At 65.1% G+C, this 15,834-nt stretch carries 16 protein-coding genes and 1 tRNA gene; 10 read left to right on the forward strand and 7 right to left on the reverse strand.

Annotated features, from left to right (window positions below):
* The first annotated feature begins 13 nt into the window (after positions 1–13).
* Both ACYOEI_RS18255 and ACYOEI_RS18260 read left to right on the forward strand, forming a co-directional pair.
* Entirely contained in the window at positions 14–1,090 is a 1,077-nt protein-coding gene (locus ACYOEI_RS18255; RefSeq protein ID WP_462850979.1) for a hypothetical protein, read from the forward strand.
* Positions 1,074–1,724, forward strand: coding sequence for a class I SAM-dependent methyltransferase (locus ACYOEI_RS18260; RefSeq protein WP_462850980.1), 651 nt, complete (start codon positions 1,074–1,076; stop codon positions 1,722–1,724). Before ACYOEI_RS18255 ends, ACYOEI_RS18260 begins: the two co-directional genes overlap by 17 nt.
* A gap of 187 nt (positions 1,725–1,911) precedes the next feature.
* Here ACYOEI_RS18260 and ACYOEI_RS18265 read toward each other — a convergent pair whose 3' ends face one another.
* Complete coding sequence (locus tag ACYOEI_RS18265) at positions 1,912–2,898, reverse strand: glycosyltransferase family 9 protein (RefSeq protein ID WP_462850981.1); 987 nt, start codon at positions 2,896–2,898, stop codon at positions 1,912–1,914.
* A 210-nt stretch (positions 2,899–3,108) separates the two neighbouring features.
* Here ACYOEI_RS18265 and ACYOEI_RS18270 point away from each other — a divergent pair.
* The 5 genes from ACYOEI_RS18270 (at position 3,109) to ACYOEI_RS18290 (ending at position 6,730) form a co-directional block, all read left to right on the forward strand.
* Positions 3,109–3,190, forward strand: a tRNA-Leu gene (locus ACYOEI_RS18270).
* 725 nt (positions 3,191–3,915) lie between these two features.
* Positions 3,916–4,401: a fasciclin domain-containing protein gene (locus ACYOEI_RS18275; protein WP_462850982.1), complete on the forward strand. Its 486-nt coding sequence runs from the start codon at positions 3,916–3,918 to the stop codon at positions 4,399–4,401.
* A gap of 77 nt (positions 4,402–4,478) precedes the next feature.
* Entirely contained in the window at positions 4,479–5,042 is a 564-nt protein-coding gene (locus ACYOEI_RS18280) for a sigma-70 family RNA polymerase sigma factor (protein ID WP_462850983.1), read from the forward strand.
* A complete protein-coding gene (locus ACYOEI_RS18285; protein ID WP_462850984.1) occupies positions 5,039–5,839 on the forward strand; it encodes an anti-sigma factor in 801 nt (266 codons plus the stop codon). The genes ACYOEI_RS18280 and ACYOEI_RS18285 overlap by 4 nt, the downstream gene beginning before the upstream one ends.
* Positions 5,840–5,872: 33 nt before the next feature.
* The gene (locus tag ACYOEI_RS18290) at positions 5,873–6,730 is read left to right on the forward strand and encodes a heme-binding protein (protein WP_462850985.1); all 858 of its coding nucleotides are present in this window, start codon (positions 5,873–5,875) and stop codon (positions 6,728–6,730) included.
* 499 nt (positions 6,731–7,229) lie between these two features.
* On the opposite strand, the gene ACYOEI_RS18295 is transcribed toward ACYOEI_RS18290, so the two are convergent.
* From ACYOEI_RS18295 to ACYOEI_RS18305, 3 genes are all read right to left on the reverse strand, one after another.
* Complete coding sequence (locus ACYOEI_RS18295) at positions 7,230–7,907, reverse strand: DsbA family oxidoreductase (protein ID WP_462850986.1); 678 nt, start codon at positions 7,905–7,907, stop codon at positions 7,230–7,232.
* Between the two features lie 274 nt (positions 7,908–8,181).
* The gene (locus ACYOEI_RS18300) at positions 8,182–8,934 is read right to left on the reverse strand and encodes an SDR family oxidoreductase (RefSeq protein WP_462850987.1); all 753 of its coding nucleotides are present in this window, start codon (positions 8,932–8,934) and stop codon (positions 8,182–8,184) included.
* Between the two features lie 71 nt (positions 8,935–9,005).
* On the reverse strand, positions 9,006–9,764 hold the full coding sequence (locus tag ACYOEI_RS18305; protein ID WP_462850988.1) for an SDR family NAD(P)-dependent oxidoreductase: 759 nt from the start codon (positions 9,762–9,764) through the stop codon (positions 9,006–9,008).
* Between the two features lie 122 nt (positions 9,765–9,886).
* On the opposite strand from ACYOEI_RS18305, the gene ACYOEI_RS18310 reads away from it, so the two are divergent.
* On the forward strand, positions 9,887–10,504 hold the full coding sequence (locus tag ACYOEI_RS18310; protein WP_462850989.1) for a TetR/AcrR family transcriptional regulator: 618 nt from the start codon (positions 9,887–9,889) through the stop codon (positions 10,502–10,504).
* Between the two features lie 63 nt (positions 10,505–10,567).
* Here the strand turns inward: ACYOEI_RS18310 and ACYOEI_RS18315 are convergent, their stop codons facing one another.
* Positions 10,568–11,464, reverse strand: a complete 897-nt coding sequence (locus tag ACYOEI_RS18315; RefSeq protein ID WP_462850990.1) for an SDR family oxidoreductase — start codon at positions 11,462–11,464, stop codon at positions 10,568–10,570.
* Positions 11,465–11,586: 122 nt separating this feature from the next.
* Between ACYOEI_RS18315 and ACYOEI_RS18320 the strand changes: the two genes are divergently transcribed.
* Together ACYOEI_RS18320 and ACYOEI_RS18325 are read left to right on the forward strand one after the other, a co-directional pair.
* Positions 11,587–12,513, forward strand: coding sequence for an AraC family transcriptional regulator (locus tag ACYOEI_RS18320; RefSeq protein ID WP_462850991.1), 927 nt, complete (start codon positions 11,587–11,589; stop codon positions 12,511–12,513).
* 99 nt (positions 12,514–12,612) lie between these two features.
* Positions 12,613–12,873 (forward strand): hypothetical protein, encoded by a 261-nt coding sequence (locus ACYOEI_RS18325; RefSeq protein ID WP_462850992.1) that lies wholly within the window; start codon positions 12,613–12,615, stop codon positions 12,871–12,873.
* A gap of 91 nt (positions 12,874–12,964) precedes the next feature.
* Here ACYOEI_RS18325 and ACYOEI_RS18330 read toward each other — a convergent pair whose 3' ends face one another.
* Positions 12,965–14,260, reverse strand: a complete 1,296-nt coding sequence (locus ACYOEI_RS18330; RefSeq protein ID WP_462850993.1) for a multidrug effflux MFS transporter — start codon at positions 14,258–14,260, stop codon at positions 12,965–12,967.
* A 91-nt stretch (positions 14,261–14,351) separates the two neighbouring features.
* Positions 14,352–15,548, reverse strand: a complete 1,197-nt coding sequence (locus ACYOEI_RS18335; RefSeq protein ID WP_462850994.1) for an MFS transporter — start codon at positions 15,546–15,548, stop codon at positions 14,352–14,354.
* Positions 15,549–15,834: the final 286 nt, after the last annotated feature.

A 15,834-nucleotide genomic window follows, 5' to 3' on the forward strand; every position in this document is an offset into this window, starting at 1 on the left:
GGCGAAGGTTCCGATGACGAGATTCATCCCGGTCGGCGGCTCGGCCGCCGCCGTCGCCTGGCTGTTGAAAGAGCCGAGGGAGTCGCTGACCGTGGTCTCCAGGCACGGCCTCGGGGACAACGTCTTCTACTCCCCGTGCTTCGAACCCCTCGCCGCACGCTTCGGCAAGGTCTTCTTCAGCAGCTCCGTCAACGCCTACGCCTCGCTCTTCCACGAGAGCCCCTGGGTCACCCCGCTCTACGCCGGCGGCACCAACGCGAACAACCTCGGCCTGGTCGATGCCCCGTCGTTCGTCGACCACTTCGACGCCCTGGGCCTCGACCTCGGAGTCGGCGAGTCGTTCGTCTACCACTACGGGCTGTTCGAGCCCGACCTGCCGTACGACGACCCCAGGGGCTTCGTCAAAGGGCGGAGGAACATCGCCGAGATGGGCCTGCCGCTCCCCCCGGCCACGTCCGTCCCCCGCTACCACGTCGCCCCCGACCTCGCGGGCAAGCCGATGGTCGACGCCGTCCTGGATCGCTGGCTCCCCGACCGGGAGTTGATCACCTTCGCCCGCGCGGGGCATACCGACGCGGAAAAGAACTTCGGCGACGATCAACGCGAGGCCCTCGCGATGGTCGACATCGTCGACCGCGTCTTCCCCGGCCGGTTCAAATACATCAGCCTCGACTACGCCCCCGCCGGCGAGACCGCCGAGGGCCACCGGCCCAACGTCCGGTCCGTCTACGGCTTCCTCCCCTGCGACGGCGGGTCGCTCTATCACATCCTCGCACGTTCACAGCTTTTGATCACGGTCCCGACGGGCCCGATGCTCGTCGGCTCGACGATCCCGGACCTCCCGATGCTCACCCTCTGGAAGTCGATGGTCCCCTTCCACTTCCTCGACCCGCAGCGAGAGTCGAAGGTTTGGGCCCTGGTCGAGGAGCCCGAGGCCGCGATCACGGCCTTCATGGGGGGCTGGGCCGCCGAGGAGCGGGCCGCCGTGCTCGGCCGCTGGAAGCTCATCAACACGAGGGTCACCCCCGAGTCGGTCGCCCTCTGTGTGATCCGGATCCTCAAAGGAGAGGCCGATGTGCCCAATCTGTAGGGGGGGCGACCTCTCCGACCACGACGACCTCGCCCGTTGCCACACCTGCGGCCACGTCTACCAGCGCGACGCGACCCCCGCCGTACCCTACGACGCGAAGTACCTCAAGACCTACGAGGCCTACCCGCGCCTCGCCATGACCTGCCTGCGCCTCGGCTACCTCAAGGCCCACGTCGAGACCGGCCGTCTCCTCGACGTCGGCCACGGCGCGGGGGACTTCGTCCGGATGGCCCGAGAATCCGGCTTCGACGCCTTCGGCAACGACCTCCACGGCGTCGACGTCGGCGTCCGGGAGCGTCCCCTGGACGGCGACGACACCTGGGACGTCGTCACCTTCTTCGACTCCCTCGAGCACTTCGAAGACCTCGCCCCCGTCCATGCTCTCTCGCGCCGGGCCCGGCTCATCCTCGTCTCGCTCCCCCAGACCCCGCCCTCGTTCCCCGACGACCGGGCCTGGAAGCACTACAAGCCGGGCGAACACCTCCACTACTTCTCCCTCGAGTCCCTGGCTCGCCTCTTCGAAGGCCACCGCCTCGAGCGTGTCTCCAACGTCGAAGACGCCATCCGTCGAGGCCCGACCGGACTCCCCAACATCCGGACCGCCAGCTTCCGACGCGAGGAGCCCGCCCCGTAACATCCGGCCCTTGGGACGAGGTCGCCGAGAGGCGACGCCCCATCGACGGGCCCGATCCATCCAACCTTGTGCCCGAGTCACCGCAAAGGCACAAAACCATAACGTTTGCATTCCTTCACAAGTTTTCCCAACCTCGAATTCTAACCTTTGTGTTCTTTGTGCCTTTGTGGTGAATACCTCCCGATCCTTATTCGCCGTCGAGGTATTGCAGGGCCCCACCCCGATAGTACAGCTCGATCGCCCGAATAACGTCGCTCGCCTCGATGAGGTTCATGCACTCGGGGATCACGAGATCCGGCGCGACCTGCGTCGGCATGAGGCAGAGGTTCTCGGGCAAATCCTTCTCGTCGCCGTCACCGATGGGTTGGCAGCGCGACTTCCAGCATCCGCCGTTGTCGCAGCAGAGCAGGGCACCGTTGGTCTCGAGGAAGCGGTGGTGTCCGTACTTCTCCCACTGCGAGGGCTCGCGACCTCCGGCGACGACCACACACGCCCGGTTCCTCGGTCGCCCCGGCTTGACCTCGACGGCCGCCGCCAGGTGCATGGCGAACGTGACCGGGCAGACGACCCCGACGGCGTGGTACATCAAGCGGACGAACTGCCGGACCTCCGTCTTCCCGACGAGGTCGATGACCCCCCGCAGCTTCGTATGCCAATGCCCGCCTTCGCCGCACTGCACGAACTGAATCCGACCGGCGAAGTGGTCGACGACCTCCTGATACCGCGCCGGGTCCCACCACTTGGCGGTGAAGTCGTACTTCCCCCCCGCCACGAGGATCCAGAAATCCTCTCGCCAACCGATCGGGTCTTCCTCGACCTGGCTCATCCAGGATTTTTCGAGGTCGGTGACGTGGATGTCCCCCTTGAAGTGCGTCACCGGGATCCTCAGCCCGAGGACTTCCTCGAGATGCCGGACATAGCCGTGGATGAAGTGGTACGGCCCTTCGTTGCTCTGATGGATCAGCTCATACTCCATCGGGATGACTTCGACGCCCGGATCATCCTCGCAGAGTGCGCTCAGATACGGGTTATTCTCCCAGAGTTCCCCGGCCGGCGAGCGGACATCCGTCCGGAACTGCCCCGGATACGCCAGGTGGAGGTCCCTAACCGCGGCCGTCATCATCACGACGTCGCCCGGGCTGAGGTTGCACGTCAAAATCAAGTCGCGCGCCATACCCTCCTCGTCCCGCCCTCATCAGTCTCTCCGTGCCCGCCCTTCCGGGCTCGAACCGCCGAACGATCATGCCGCCCGACTGTCACCGAAACAAGTCCCCATCCCACGCCCGCTCCCTAACATCGAAATCGCTTCCAATCCCCGCCCCTCGGTGGACCAGGCCCGCGTCTTCGATTAAAATCCGGGTGCATCCCAACCCGTCGGGCACCCGCGAGAGTGGCGGAACTGGCAGACGCGCAGGATTTAGGTTCCTGTACCGAAAGGTGTGCGGGTTCGACTCCCGCCTCTCGCATTTCCAGAACGACACAAGACTTACGCCGAGCGAAATTCGGCTCGCCAAGGGTGCGGAAGGACAGCCTTCTGCACTCATAGTGCTGTCATTTGCGTGGCGTTGCCCCGCCGAGTCCGTGGTCTCCGACAGATAGCGGCCCGCGCCGGCATGCGAACCCGGAGCCTGACTATCTCGGACGCTTACGTGCAATGGGCGAGTTATCCATGACGAGTTCGTAGCCGGTGGGAGAGCCGAGCAGGGGGTCGATCCCGGCGAGGATCCCGAGGAAGTGCTGATGGGTCAGGCCCTTTGGAATCGATTGGGGCACGGCAAGTGACCCTAACGCGATGGTAATCGTCGTGGTGCCCGAGCCTACGAATGGTTAGCGCCGTTGGACGTCGATCGGCGATTGAAGGGCCGCGGAACGCACGAGATCGAAGCCGCGACAACTTTGTCCTCGCGGCCGCCCCGAGGGTGAACACCTCATCGCCCACTCGAGCGGTGCGGTGGCCATCAGCTTGTACCCGCCTCCTCCCGTTGACTTGACGGCGATTTTCCGTCCGTATCTTCCCGGCCAGTTGCGATCTCCCCCGATTCGAAGTGACGTTGTGGGAAAGAGGCCGGGACGAATTTTGAATCCGATCCGAGGAATTGAGCGAAGTCTATGCTCGAGGCGATTGGCCTCGCATGCCGCGGCAGATTCAAGCGTAGCTCGGTTCTCCCTCCTTTCCCAGGATGTCTTCACCATGAAGTCCGTGACCGGTTCCCTCTGTACCCTGGCGATCGCGTGCCTTATCACCACGGCTCGCGCCGACGACACTCCCAAGGATATCGTGGACACAGCGGTCGCCGCCGGCGACTTCAAGACACTCGCCGCGGCCCTCGGGGCCGCCGATCTGGTCGATGCGCTGAAAGGCAAGGGCCCTTACACCGTCTTCGCCCCCACGGACGAGGCGTTCGCCAAGCTCCCCAAGGGGACGGTCGAGTCGCTGCTCAAGCCTGAAAACAAGAAGAAGCTGACCGCCATCCTCAAGTATCATGTCGTCTCCGGCAAGGTCATGGCCAAGGACGTGGTGAAGCTGAAGTCGGCCAAGACCTTGCAGGGGTCTTCGGTAAAAATCTCCGTGCATGACGGCAAGGTCAAGGTTGGCGATGCGGAAGTCACCAAGACCGACATCAAAGCCAGCAACGGCGTGATCCATGTGATTGACTCGGTGATCCTCCCCGAGTAGGACAGACCGAGAGGACCCGCCTGAGGGGCCGCGCGACGCGGCCCCTTTGTTCTCCGTCCATCGCGAGGGCTGAACACTTGCAGGTTCCCATCCTGGTCCGCATCGCCCGCGGCAACCCGCAGGCGGTCGACGATTGCATCGCCCGTTATGGAGGCCTCGTTTGGTCCCTGGCTTGCCGCCTCTCCCCATCGGTCGAGGACGCCGAGGACGCAGCCCAGGAGATTTTTATGGACCTTTGGCGGAATGCGTGGCGGTTCCGTGAGGATGTGGGGACCGAAGTCGGTTTCGTCTCAACGCTGGCCCGAAGACGCCTGATCGACCGCAGGAGGCGTGCATCCCGCTGTGTCAAAACGTTCCCGATGGTCGAGTCAACCACCGAGACGACCGGCCCCGCTCCGGAATCGCCGCTCGAGTTGGCCGAAGAAGGGATGCGGATCAAAGACTGCATGCGAAAACTCAGGGACCGAGAGCGGCAGGCGATCGAACTCTCCGTGTATTCCGGGCTGAGCCAGTCGAACATCGCCACGAGGCTGGAGGCTCCCCTCGGTACGGTCAAGACGCTCATCAGGAGAGGCCTGATGCAGTTACATCACTGCATGCGATCGGGCCACATATCGCCGAAAGAGGCGGTCCCCCGATGAGCGAGCAACAAGAATCCGATGAGGAACGAATCCGGGAAGAATTGCTCATCGCCGACCTGCTGTTTGGCCTGACCGAAGAGGAGCAGGCGGAATACGAGTCACTAGGCCGTGCCGGATTGGCTGCCCTGCGGCCCTTCGAGGACCTGATCGGCGAGCTAGACTCTACCTGGTCGAGAGCCGTCCCTATGCCGATGCCGAGTCATCTCCGCGAGAAGATTCGCAAGGATGCACTCAATGACCTGACGTCCGCGAAGGGTATGATCCCCGGTTTGCCCCGCGACCGCGGCCGGCACTTCGCGTTGGCCTTGTGGGCGCCGTGGCTCATTTCGGCGGCCTGCATGGTGATCACCGCCACGTCGCTGATGTCAGCCGGTCGATTCGGAGTACGGGAGACGGCCCCGATGAGCATCGTGGAATCGAGAAACCAGCTCCTGGCCACTGCCACCGACTTGATCCGGGCCGATTGGTCTGATGGGCCCACGCCGTTCTCGGGCGTGAGCGGGGAAGTCGACTGGAGCACGAGCCAGCAGCGGGGATTCCTGAGTTTTCGGGGTATGCCCGTCAACAAGGCGAGCGTCGAGCAGTATCAGCTCTGGATCTTCGACAGGAACCAAGACGAGAAGACGCCGATCGACGGAGGCGTGTTCGACATCTCATCCCAGGGCGAGGTCCTCGTCCCCATCCGCGCGGCCCTGAAGGTCCGCGATCCTTATCTGTTCGCCGTCACGGTGGAAAAGCCGGGGGGCGTGGTCGTCTCCTCGCGAGCCAGGCTGCCCGTCCTCGGGACCGTCCAGTAGATGGCCATTCGCTCACACCATAAGGACCACCACATGCCCATTCGACCATCAAGATTCGCGATCGGTTTGACGGCCCTCGCAGCGTCGATGGCCCTGGCGGGCGAGAAGGGGGAGGCCCGTCCGCGGGCCGCGGTCGCGGATCTCTTGAAGCGGGCCCAGGAGCAGTCCCGCGAAGTGGATGGGCCTTCGAGGCAGATCGACGCGCTTCGCCGTGCGGCCGAGGAGGTTTCGAAGGAGCGACCCGAGAACGTCCTGGTCGAAGAGGCCTTCCGTAGCGCCAGGAATTCGAACGACACCGATCCGAGCAAGCTCCTCGAGCGGTGGAGGACGGCGGTTGAGGAGGCGATCGGGATCCTGGAATTCGAGGTCATCGAGGAATCACCGCTCCCCGACGGATTCCCGAAGCCGCGACCGATCGGCGAGATCGGGATCCAGAAATACCCTGCCTACCGGGTCGCGAAGACCGACACCTCCGGCGGCGGTGATGACGGCGCGTTCATGGTGCTCTTTGGGCACATCGCGTCGAGGGGCATTAGCATGACCGCCCCTGTGGAAATGGACTACGCCGATGGCAACGGCGCGGGGTCCCGAAAGGTCAGCATGGGATTCCTCTACCGCAACACTCAACAAGGGAAGCTCGGCGGAGAGAAGGTCAAGGTGCAGGACATTGGGGAACACACCATGGTGACCCTCGGCCTTCGCGGCCAAGCGACCGAGGGACGAGTCGGTGAAGCCAAGGCGTGGATAAACGCATGGCTGACCGCCAAGGGCAAGGACTATCGTGTGACGGGCCCGGTCCGGACGATGATCTACAATAGCCCGTTCACCCCTGAGAAGAAGCAATTTTTCGAGGTCCAGATCCCGATCAAGTCCAACGAGCCATCGAGGTGATCCACTGCGATCTCGCACCCGGTGTCCCGGGGCGGTATGGGTGCTCGCGCGGCGAAGCCGGCGACTCGGGCCCGGCCGGGCACCGCGTTCGCGCCCTCGCCGATGGCCTGAAGGCCAAGCTCGCCGCGAGGAGTCCGGAAAGGGCCGGCCCTGAGCGATCCGGCTGGGGCTGGGCGCCGACGACGACAGTCGAGGCGATGTCCCCTCGCGACCGGACCCGTCGACGTGATGCTCCCCGCGGCCAGGCAGGGATGACGAAGCCGTCGCTGGCCCGATACCCGGCACTCCAAATGCGTGCGATCCGTCAGAACAATAGGAATTACGCGGTTGGAAGTCTGGGCAATTTGTCGGCGGGCAAATCCGAAAAGACATGACGACTTGCGTCGAGTCCAAGCCGCCCAGAATACCAACCGCGTAGCTCCTGAACCAATAATTTTTGACCCTTTTACATAAACAACTGAAGGCGTTTCAATATCCTCGCGACTGCTGCGACCGGCTCTCAACTCATCCGCTCACCGCTCTCCGGATCGAGCTCGCAAGATTTCCCGAGGCTAGCCGCTTCGCCCAATTGCTCGAACGCTTGCCGGAACAGCTCCGGTGGCTGGGCGCCCGAGAGTGCCACTTGACCGTTGACCACGAAGAATGGGACGCCCGACACGCCAAGTCTGCGGCCCTGTTCCTCAGCCGCCCGCACGACGTCCAATCCCTTGTTGCCCTCGAGCAGTTCATCCACCTCGGTCGGGTCGAGTCCGGCGTCGGCCGCGATGTCTGCGAGTGTTGCCCGGTCGGACAGGTCGCGGCCATCGGTGAAGTAGGCCAGGAATAGTGCCCCAACCACCGCGTCCTGCATGCCGCGTTCGCCGGCGAGCCAGATCAGTCGGTGGGCATCGAGGGTGTTGGGAGTACGGGCCATCTTGTCGAAGTGGAACGCGATTCCCTCGTCGCGTCCCGCGGCGGCGACCTGGGCGTCGAGTCCTTGGGAACGCTCCCAGCTTCCGAACTTCTGGATGCGGTACGATCGCCGGTCGATCCCCTCGCGGGGCATGTCCGGGTTGAGCTGGAACGGATGCCAGCGAACCGTGGCGAGGCGACCGGCCAGGGCCTTCTCCAGACGACGCTTCCCGATGAAGCACCACGGGCAGATCACGTCCGAGATCACGTCGATGTTCAGCATCATGGCCTGGGGCCTCACTTCAATCAACCACGACCGCCGCGTTGGCCGTTGATCAGGTTATCATCTTCCCCAAACATCCGATCAAGATGCTATCCAGCGTGACCGCGTTCGGTCACGGCTTCTTGCGGTTCCTGCTCCATGTTCGACTGCCCAGGGGAACATCGAGTGGAGGTCCAAGGGGATATCGTCCCCCAGGAATCCTCCCCCTTTGTGTCATTGTGCCTTTGTCGTGAAGAGTTTGATATTGAATGTCAGGCGCAGGGAAAAGTTCGCCGGATCACCAACGAACCCGCCCGTCCTCGTCCGAGAACGTCCCCGTCGGCCCGTCCGGGCCGAGGAGCGCGAGCCGGACCGCTTCGCGAGCGCCCTGCTCGACGGTGCGCGTGCCTCGGTGGTCGTTGAGGTCGGTCGCCGTGTAGCCCGGGCAGGCGATGTTGACCTTGATGTTCGTCGCCTCCAGCTCGTTCGCGAAGGCCAAGGTGACGGCGTGCAGGGCCGTCTTCGAGGGGCTGTAGGCGAGGCCGAACACCCGGCGATGCTCCCAGGTCGGGTCCGATCCATTCGCCAGCGAGCCGGCGGAGCTCCCCACGTTCACGATGCGCCCCGCAGGCGCCTCGAGGAGGAGCGGAAGCATCGCTTGCGTGACGGCCGCGACGCCGAACACGTTGGTCTCGAAGACCGCACGCATATTGTCGATCGACCCCGTGCTCGGGGCGTTTGTCTTCATTCGCTCCTCGAACGTTGTCCCCGGCGCCCCGGCAAAGGCGATGCCCGCGTTATTCACGAGCACGTCCAGGCGACCGAACTCCTCGCAGATGCGCTTCGCCGCGGCGGCGATCGAAGCCTGGTCCGTGACGTCGAGTTGGATGGCGTGGGCATCCCCGGCGATCGTCCTGGCCGCTTCTTCCCCACGCGCCAGGTCGCGAGATCCGACGAGCACCGTGAGCCCGTGCGCCGCCAGATCCTTCGCGATCTGGAGTCCGATTCCCTTGTTAGCCCCCGTGACGAGGGCAACGCGCTTGTCTTGCATGGTCTTTTCTTTCTCTAATAGGTGGGTACGCACTTGTGAATTGTGAGCGAGTCAAAGGCCTGGCAACGCCTTCACCACGGGAGGTTCCCGAGTGTCACGTGAGTGAACGTTCCCGTCGGGCCGTCGTGGCCAAGTAGTGCCACACGCACGATCTCGCGGGCGCCCTCCTCGACGGTGGCCTCGCCCTCGTAGTTGTTGAGGTTCGTCTTGGTCGAGCCCGGAGAGACGGCGTTGACCTTGATCCCGGTCGACTCGAGCTCGATCGCCATGGCCAGCGTCATGGCGTTGAGGGCCGTCTTGGATGCGTGGTAGAGCGGAGTGAACCCGGGACGATAGGGGAAGGCCGGGTCCGAGTGCAGCGTCAGCGAGCCGGCCCCGCTCGACACGTTGACGATCCGGGCCCCCGGGGTCTCGCGCAGGATCGGCAGCATCGCCTGGTAAACGGCGAGGACGCCGAACACGTTCGTCTCGAACACCGCGCGCACGTCATCGAGAGTGACGACGCTCGCGGCAAACACCTTCGGGTAGGTCTCGATGGTCACACCTTGCTCGCCCGTATGCGCGATGGCCGCGTTGTTGACGAGCACGTCAAGCCGGCCGAACTCGTCGCGGACACGCCTCGCCGCGGCGGCGATGGAATCCTTGTCCGTGACGTCCAACTGGATCGCGTGCGCCCCCGGCCCGAGTCCCTTGGCCGCGACCTCTCCACGCTCCAGGTTTCGCGACCCGACCAGGACGGTGAAGCCGTGCGCCACCAGATCCTTCGCGACCTGAAGTCCGATCCCTTGGTTGGCCCCCGTGACCAGGGCGACGGGCTTATCCTGCTGCATAGACGCCTCCTTTCAAGCTCGACCGTGTGGCCAAGGCCGCCAGGCTGTGCTAAAACGGAAGCCAGGCGGAACCGTGTTCCGGTAATATTCGGAACAATGTTCCGTTTGTCAAGGGAGCCAAGGTGAGCGACAAGCAAGAGGGGCAGGGGGACGGTTCGGTGTCGCATGGTCGATCGGAGCGTCCTCTGCGTGCGGATGCCCGGCGCAACGTCGATGCGTTGCTCGAGGCGGCGAAGGCGGTGTTCCTCGCCTCAGGTGTGGACGCCCCGGTCCGAGAGATCGCCGAGAAGGCGGGCGTCGGCATCGGGACGATCTACCGCCATTTCCCCCAGCGTTCGGACCTGATCGTGGGGGTCTTCCGTCGCGAGGTCGACGCCTGCGCGGACGCCGCCGCGGCCGTGGCGGCCGAGCACGACCCGGGCGAAGCCCTGACCTTTTGGATCCGGCGATACGTCGACTTCATCTCCGCGAAACGCGGACTCGCCGCGGCCCTGCACTCGGGCGATCCGGCCTATAGTGCGTTGCCGGCCTACTTCCAGGAGCGGCTCCTCCCCGCATTCCAATCCCTCCTGGAAGCGGCCGCCGCGGCGGGCAAGGTGCGCCGAGGTGTCGAGCCCTACGACCTGCTGCGGGCAGTCGCGGCACTCTGCACGCCAGGCCACGACGTCGGACCCGACCACGCGCGTCGCATGGTCGACCTCCTCATCGACGGGCTGCGCTTCGGCGCAACCCCGCCCTAGAGCCTCGGAAGCGGGGCAAGAGTACCCCGCGTCCTGGCCAATCATTTACGCGTGGGGATATTCTCAGACCGCGGCCCAGTCCATGTGGTCGAGGTCCTCGATCATCCCGGCCTTCTGCGTCGGTCGCCATCCCAGACGCTCCTGCGTCAGGGCGCTGGACGCGGGCATGTCCAACCCGGCGAAGAACGCCATCCAGCCGAAATGACCGGCGGCCTCCTCGGGCGAGAGGGAGACGACCGGTATTTTCAGACCGCGGCCGATGGCCTCCGCGATCGCCTTGGCGGTCACACCCTCCTCGGCGACCGCGTTATATCGTGCCCGATTCGGCCCCTTCTCGAGGGCCAGGCGGTAGACGGGCGCGGCGTCGAGGACGTGGACCGCGGGCCAGCGGTTGAGCCCGTCGCCGACGTACGCCGAGACGCCCTTCTCGCGGGAGACGGCGATCGTCGGCGTGACGAGGCCTTGCTTCTCCGTGTTGTGGACCTGCGGCAGCCGTACCACCGTCACGCGTAAGCCCTTCGTCGCGACCGCCTCCGCCGCGATCTCCGAACCCGCCCGAGGGTTCGGGTGGTGGGGGTCGAAATGGTCCTCCGTCGAGGGCTGGCCGGGTACCTTGGTCCCCATCCCGGTGCCGGACGTGATGACGAACGGACGCTCCGAACCGGCGAGCGCCTCGCCCATCGCCTCAATCGCCCGCCGGTCCGCGGCGCAGACCTCCTCGAACCTCGAGAAGTCGTGGATGAACCCGAGGTGGATCACCCCGTCCGCCGCCGACGCCCCGCTCCGCAGGCTGTCGAGGTCCTCGAGGTCTCCCCGGTGCACCTCGGCCCCTGCGGCGGCGAGTGCCTCCGCCCCCTTGTCCGAACGGCTGAGGCCCAGCACCGAGTGCCCCGCCTCGATGAGGTCTCGCACGACCTCGGTACCGATGAAGCCCGTCGCACCTGTGACGAATACACGCATCAGAACGCCTCCTTGTAGGATCCGACTTTCGGTCCCATGTTGACAGGGTAGGCTTTTGATCTGATACGATCTATGCTCCAGAGTCCAAATAATCTTCGCGATCGTCCAAGAGGAATCCTGTCATGGACCCGCTCTCGGGCGTGCTCTCGCTCCTGAAGCCGCAGAACACCATGTTCGGCGGCTTCGACGTGGGCGGAGACTGGTCGCTCCAGTTCCCCGAGCACGACGGCATCAAGTGCTATGCGATTGTTTCCGGTCAGTGCTGGCTCGTCGTCGAGGGCGTTGCCAAGGCGGTGCACCTCAAGGCGGGCGATTGTTTCCTCCTCCCGCTAGGTCGGCCGTTCCGCCTGACGAGCGACCTCGCCCTGCCGCCCGTCGACTTCAAGGCGATACATAAGAGGCCGCTCAACGGTGGCATCTCCGTCTGGAACGGGGGAGGGGACGTCTCCGGCGTCGGGGGCTACTTCGGCCTCGAGCGGAACCACGCCAGCATCCTGCTCGGGATGCTCCCGCCGATCGTCCATATCAAGAAGGAGGCCGACAAACTGGCCCTCCGCTGGTCCCTCGAGCGGATGATGGGGGAACTCCGCGAGCCCCAGCCCGGCAGTTTCCTGGTCGTCCAGCACCTCACCCACCTGATGCTGGTCCAGGCGCTCCGTGCCCACCTCGCGGACGGCCTCAACGGCGGCGTCGGCTGGCTCTTCGCCCTCGCCGACGAGCAGATCGGCCCGGCCATCAACGCCATGCACGGCGAACCCGCCCACCCCTGGACCCTGCAAGAGCTGGCCGAGCGCGTCGGCATGTCGCGGTCGGGCTTCGCAGCCAGATTCAAGGAGACCGTAGGCTCGACCCCCATCGACTACCTGACCCGCTGGCGAATGCTCCTGGCCGGGGATCGCCTGAAGAACTCCGGCGATTCCATCTCCGTCATCTCACAGTCTCTCGGCTACGAGTCCGAGAGCGCCTTCAGTACCGCCTTCAAACGCGTCATGGGCCGCTCGCCGCGGCAATACAGCCGGGAACGCGATTTGGTCATGGCCTCACATTGAGCCAGCATTGCTACCAGGCTCCGTCACTGGATTTCGAGCCTACCAAGCACCTACGATGATCGCGCGACCCGAGGAAAACGCTAAAAAGAGAGATGTCTCGTGACAATCAAACACGCACATGGCGTCGTCCACGGCAAGACCATCGAACTCGACGAAGAACTCGGCCTCCCCGATGGGCAGGAGGTCGAGCTCCAGGTCACCGTCGTAACTAAGCCAAAGCCCTCGAGCGAAGGCATCCTCCGGTCCGCCGAGGGCTGGGCGGATCACCCTGAGATAGACGCCGTGATCGACCAGACGCGGCAGGACCGGAAACTCGATCGCCGCACTCAGGGATCTGGAGGAGTCACCGGCTCAACATAAACACAAATAAGATCCATGCCCACCAATGTTCGCGGAGGGCCTACCGCCTACCCAAATGACACACACACAAACGGTTTGATTCCCGGTGCAATCACCCCGCCCCGACCTGGCAGCGACCGACTTCGGACGCATCGAGGTCGTTGCTGCCGCCGTCTTGGTCAGAGTCCATCGTCGGCAGCGGATGCTCGGTGACGGGGCTGGCCTCGGCGCGTTTCCGGCCGGTGAGGAGGATCGTCAGGCCGATGGCGGCGGTGACGCCGAAGATCGCGACGATGGGGACGCGGTCCTCGGGGCTGGCGGCGCCGATGGCCGTGGAGATGACGGCGCCGGTGCCGAGTTGGAAGAAGCCGAGGAGGGCCGACGCACTCCCGGCGTTGCGGGTGAAGGGCGCGATGGAGAGGGCGGATGCGTTCGGGTTCGTGATCCCGACGCAGCACAGGAAGCAGAACAGGACGGCGAGAGTCCCCGGAAGTCCCAGGACGTCGGCCCAGGTGCCGGCGAGGAAGATCGCGCCGAAGATGACTTGCGCGATCAGGAAGCGGAGGAACAGGGCCTCGCTCGAGGCCCGGCGGAGCAGGACCACGTTCACCTGGCTGGCGGTGATGAAGCCGCCGGCGAGCAGGGCGAAGATCATGCTGTAGGTCCGTCCGCTCACACCGAACCCGTCCATGAACAGGATCGGGGAGCCGGCGACGAATGTGAACAGGCCGGCGAATGAGAATGCACCGGCTCCGGCGTAGGTGTGGAACCTCGGGTGACGCAGGATCGAGAGGTACTCGGCCACGATCGGGCCGGGCCGTAGGGAGATCCCCGAGTCCGGCGTGTGACCCTCGGGGAGGAGGGTGAGGACCAGCACGAGGATGCCGGTCACCACGCCGGCGAGGACGAGGAACGCGGCCGGCCACCCGCCGAGTCGGATCACCAAGGTGCCGACGGTCGGGGCGAGCAGGGGAGAGACGGCGATGAACAGGAACAGCCGGCTCAGGACCCGAGCGGCCTCGTCGCGGGGGAAGAAGTCCCGCACCATCGCCACCGAGGCGACCTGGGCCACGCAACCGCCCAACGCTTGCACGAACCGCAAACCAATCAGGGTATACACGTCCGGGGCGAACGCGCAGCCAATCGACGCGAGGACAAATAGGCTCAGCCCGACCGCCAGCGGTGGCTTACGCCCGAACCGGTCGAGCAGGGGACCGTAGACGACCTGCCCGGCGGCCAGCCCGATGAAGTAGCTCGACAGCGTCAGCGCCACGGTCGTGCTCGCGACCCCGAACCCCTTCGCCAACTCCGGGAACGCCGGGAGGTACATGTCGATGGCGAACGGGCTGACGACGCTCAAGGCCCCGAGCAGGGAGATCACGAACAGGCCGGATTGTTTTGCGCGCAAGGTTCGAGTCTTCCGTGGGGATGTAGGGGTCGAAGCGCGTAGGGTCGATCGCGGAGAGTTTCAAGGGGATTGTTGCGGCGCGGTCAAGTCCTCAGGCGTGGCGTCGGATGTTCGGAAGAAAGGCCGTCAGGAGCCCGATCATCGGCAGGTACGCGCACACGTGGTAGACGTACGCAATGCTAGTCTGGTCCGCCAGCCACCCCAGGACCGCGGCGCCGGCCCCGCCGACGCCGAACGCGAACCCGAAGAAGAGCCCGGCGACCGTGCCGACGCGGGTCGGCATCAATTGTTGGGCATAAACCATGATCGCGGAGAAGGCCGACGCCAGGATCAGGCCGATCGGGATCGTCAGAACGGTCGTCCAGAACAGGTCCACGTAAGGCAGGGCGAGCGTGAACGGGAGCACGCCGAGGATCGACCCCCAGATCACGGCCTTGAAGCCGATGCGGTCGCCGACCGGGCCGCCGAGGAACGTGCCGGCCGCCACCGCCCCGAGGAACACGAACAGCCGGAGTTGGGCATCCGCAGCCCCGATCTCGAACGTGTCGATGAGGTACAAGGTGTAGTAGCTGGTCAGGCTCGCCAGGTAGAAGTATTTCGAGAAAACCAGGCAGAGCAGGATACCGACCGAGAACGCGACCCTTCGCGGCGAAAGCGGCGAGGCCACGGCAACGGCCTTCCTCGTCGATCGCTCGGCCAGGTGGGCCCGGTACCAGAACCCGACCCGCGTGAGGATGACCATCGCCACGAGCGCCGCGACGGAGAACCACGCCAGGCTGCGCTGGCCCCAAGGGACCACGACGAACGCCGCCAGCAGCGGGCCGAGGGCGGAGCCGCCGTTCCCGCCGACCTGGAACAGGGACTGGGCGAAGCCGTGCCGCCCGCCTGACGCCATCCGGGCCATCCGCGACGCCTCGGGGTGGAACACCGCCGAGCCGACGCCGACGAGGGCCGCCGCAAGCAACATGACCGGGAACCGATCGGCGACCGACAAGAGCAACAACCCGGTGAGGGTGACGCCCATGCCCACGACGAGCGAAAACGGGAGAGGGCGTCGGTCCGTGTACTGCCCGACGATCGGCTGGAGGAGCGAGGAGGTGCATTGGAACGCGAGCGTGATGAGCCCGATCTGCGTGTACGAAAGGGAGTAGGACTCCTTCAGCACCGGGTAGACGGCCGAGATTAGGGATTGGATCGTGTCGTTGAGCAGGTGCGAGACACTCAGCGCCACCAAGACCGCGAATGCCGTCGTCCCGCCGCTCCGCTCTGATTCTGCCAATCCCACCACGGACCTCCTCGTCGACTCGTCCCGCCACTCCGACCCATTTCATTCTAACAAGGTTCGCGCGACCGGGCATCTCGCGACGACCTCGAGAAGGCAGGCGGCCCGTTTGCAACCCGCCCACAGCCGCTGATAAGCTCCATGGGCGCGGCAGCTCACCCTTCATCCGATTCACGGTTGAGAAGGACCTCCTGGAGGCGATCGAGGCGACGAAGCCACGTGTTGCGGACTTGGGCAGACGAGGAGGAGCGGTTCGCGGACCTGCAATGCTAATCCCGACTCCCCCCCCGAG

This window comes from Singulisphaera rosea (genome assembly GCF_054877945.1).

Excerpts from the sequence above, each read along its gene's own strand:
- ACYOEI_RS18260 (WP_462850980.1), top strand. The coding sequence starts at position 1,074 with ATGTGCCCAATCTGTAGGGGGGGCGACCTCTCCGACCACGACGACCTC.
- ACYOEI_RS18300 (WP_462850987.1), bottom strand. The coding sequence starts at position 8,934 with ATGCAAGACAAGCGCGTTGCCCTCGTCACGGGGGCTAACAAGGGAATC.
- ACYOEI_RS18305 (WP_462850988.1), bottom strand. The coding sequence starts at position 9,764 with ATGCAGCAGGATAAGCCCGTCGCCCTGGTCACGGGGGCCAACCAAGGG.
- ACYOEI_RS18315 (WP_462850990.1), bottom strand. The coding sequence starts at position 11,464 with ATGCGTGTATTCGTCACAGGTGCGACGGGCTTCATCGGTACCGAGGTC.
- ACYOEI_RS18255 (WP_462850979.1), top strand. The coding sequence starts at position 14 with ATGACGAGATTCATCCCGGTCGGCGGCTCGGCCGCCGCCGTCGCCTGG.
- ACYOEI_RS18275 (WP_462850982.1), top strand. The coding sequence starts at position 3,916 with ATGAAGTCCGTGACCGGTTCCCTCTGTACCCTGGCGATCGCGTGCCTT.
- ACYOEI_RS18285 (WP_462850984.1), top strand. The coding sequence starts at position 5,039 with ATGAGCGAGCAACAAGAATCCGATGAGGAACGAATCCGGGAAGAATTG.
- ACYOEI_RS18295 (WP_462850986.1), bottom strand. The coding sequence starts at position 7,907 with ATGATGCTGAACATCGACGTGATCTCGGACGTGATCTGCCCGTGGTGC.
- ACYOEI_RS18320 (WP_462850991.1), top strand. The coding sequence starts at position 11,587 with ATGGACCCGCTCTCGGGCGTGCTCTCGCTCCTGAAGCCGCAGAACACC.
- ACYOEI_RS18290 (WP_462850985.1), top strand. The coding sequence starts at position 5,873 with ATGCCCATTCGACCATCAAGATTCGCGATCGGTTTGACGGCCCTCGCA.
- ACYOEI_RS18265 (WP_462850981.1), bottom strand. The coding sequence starts at position 2,898 with ATGGCGCGCGACTTGATTTTGACGTGCAACCTCAGCCCGGGCGACGTC.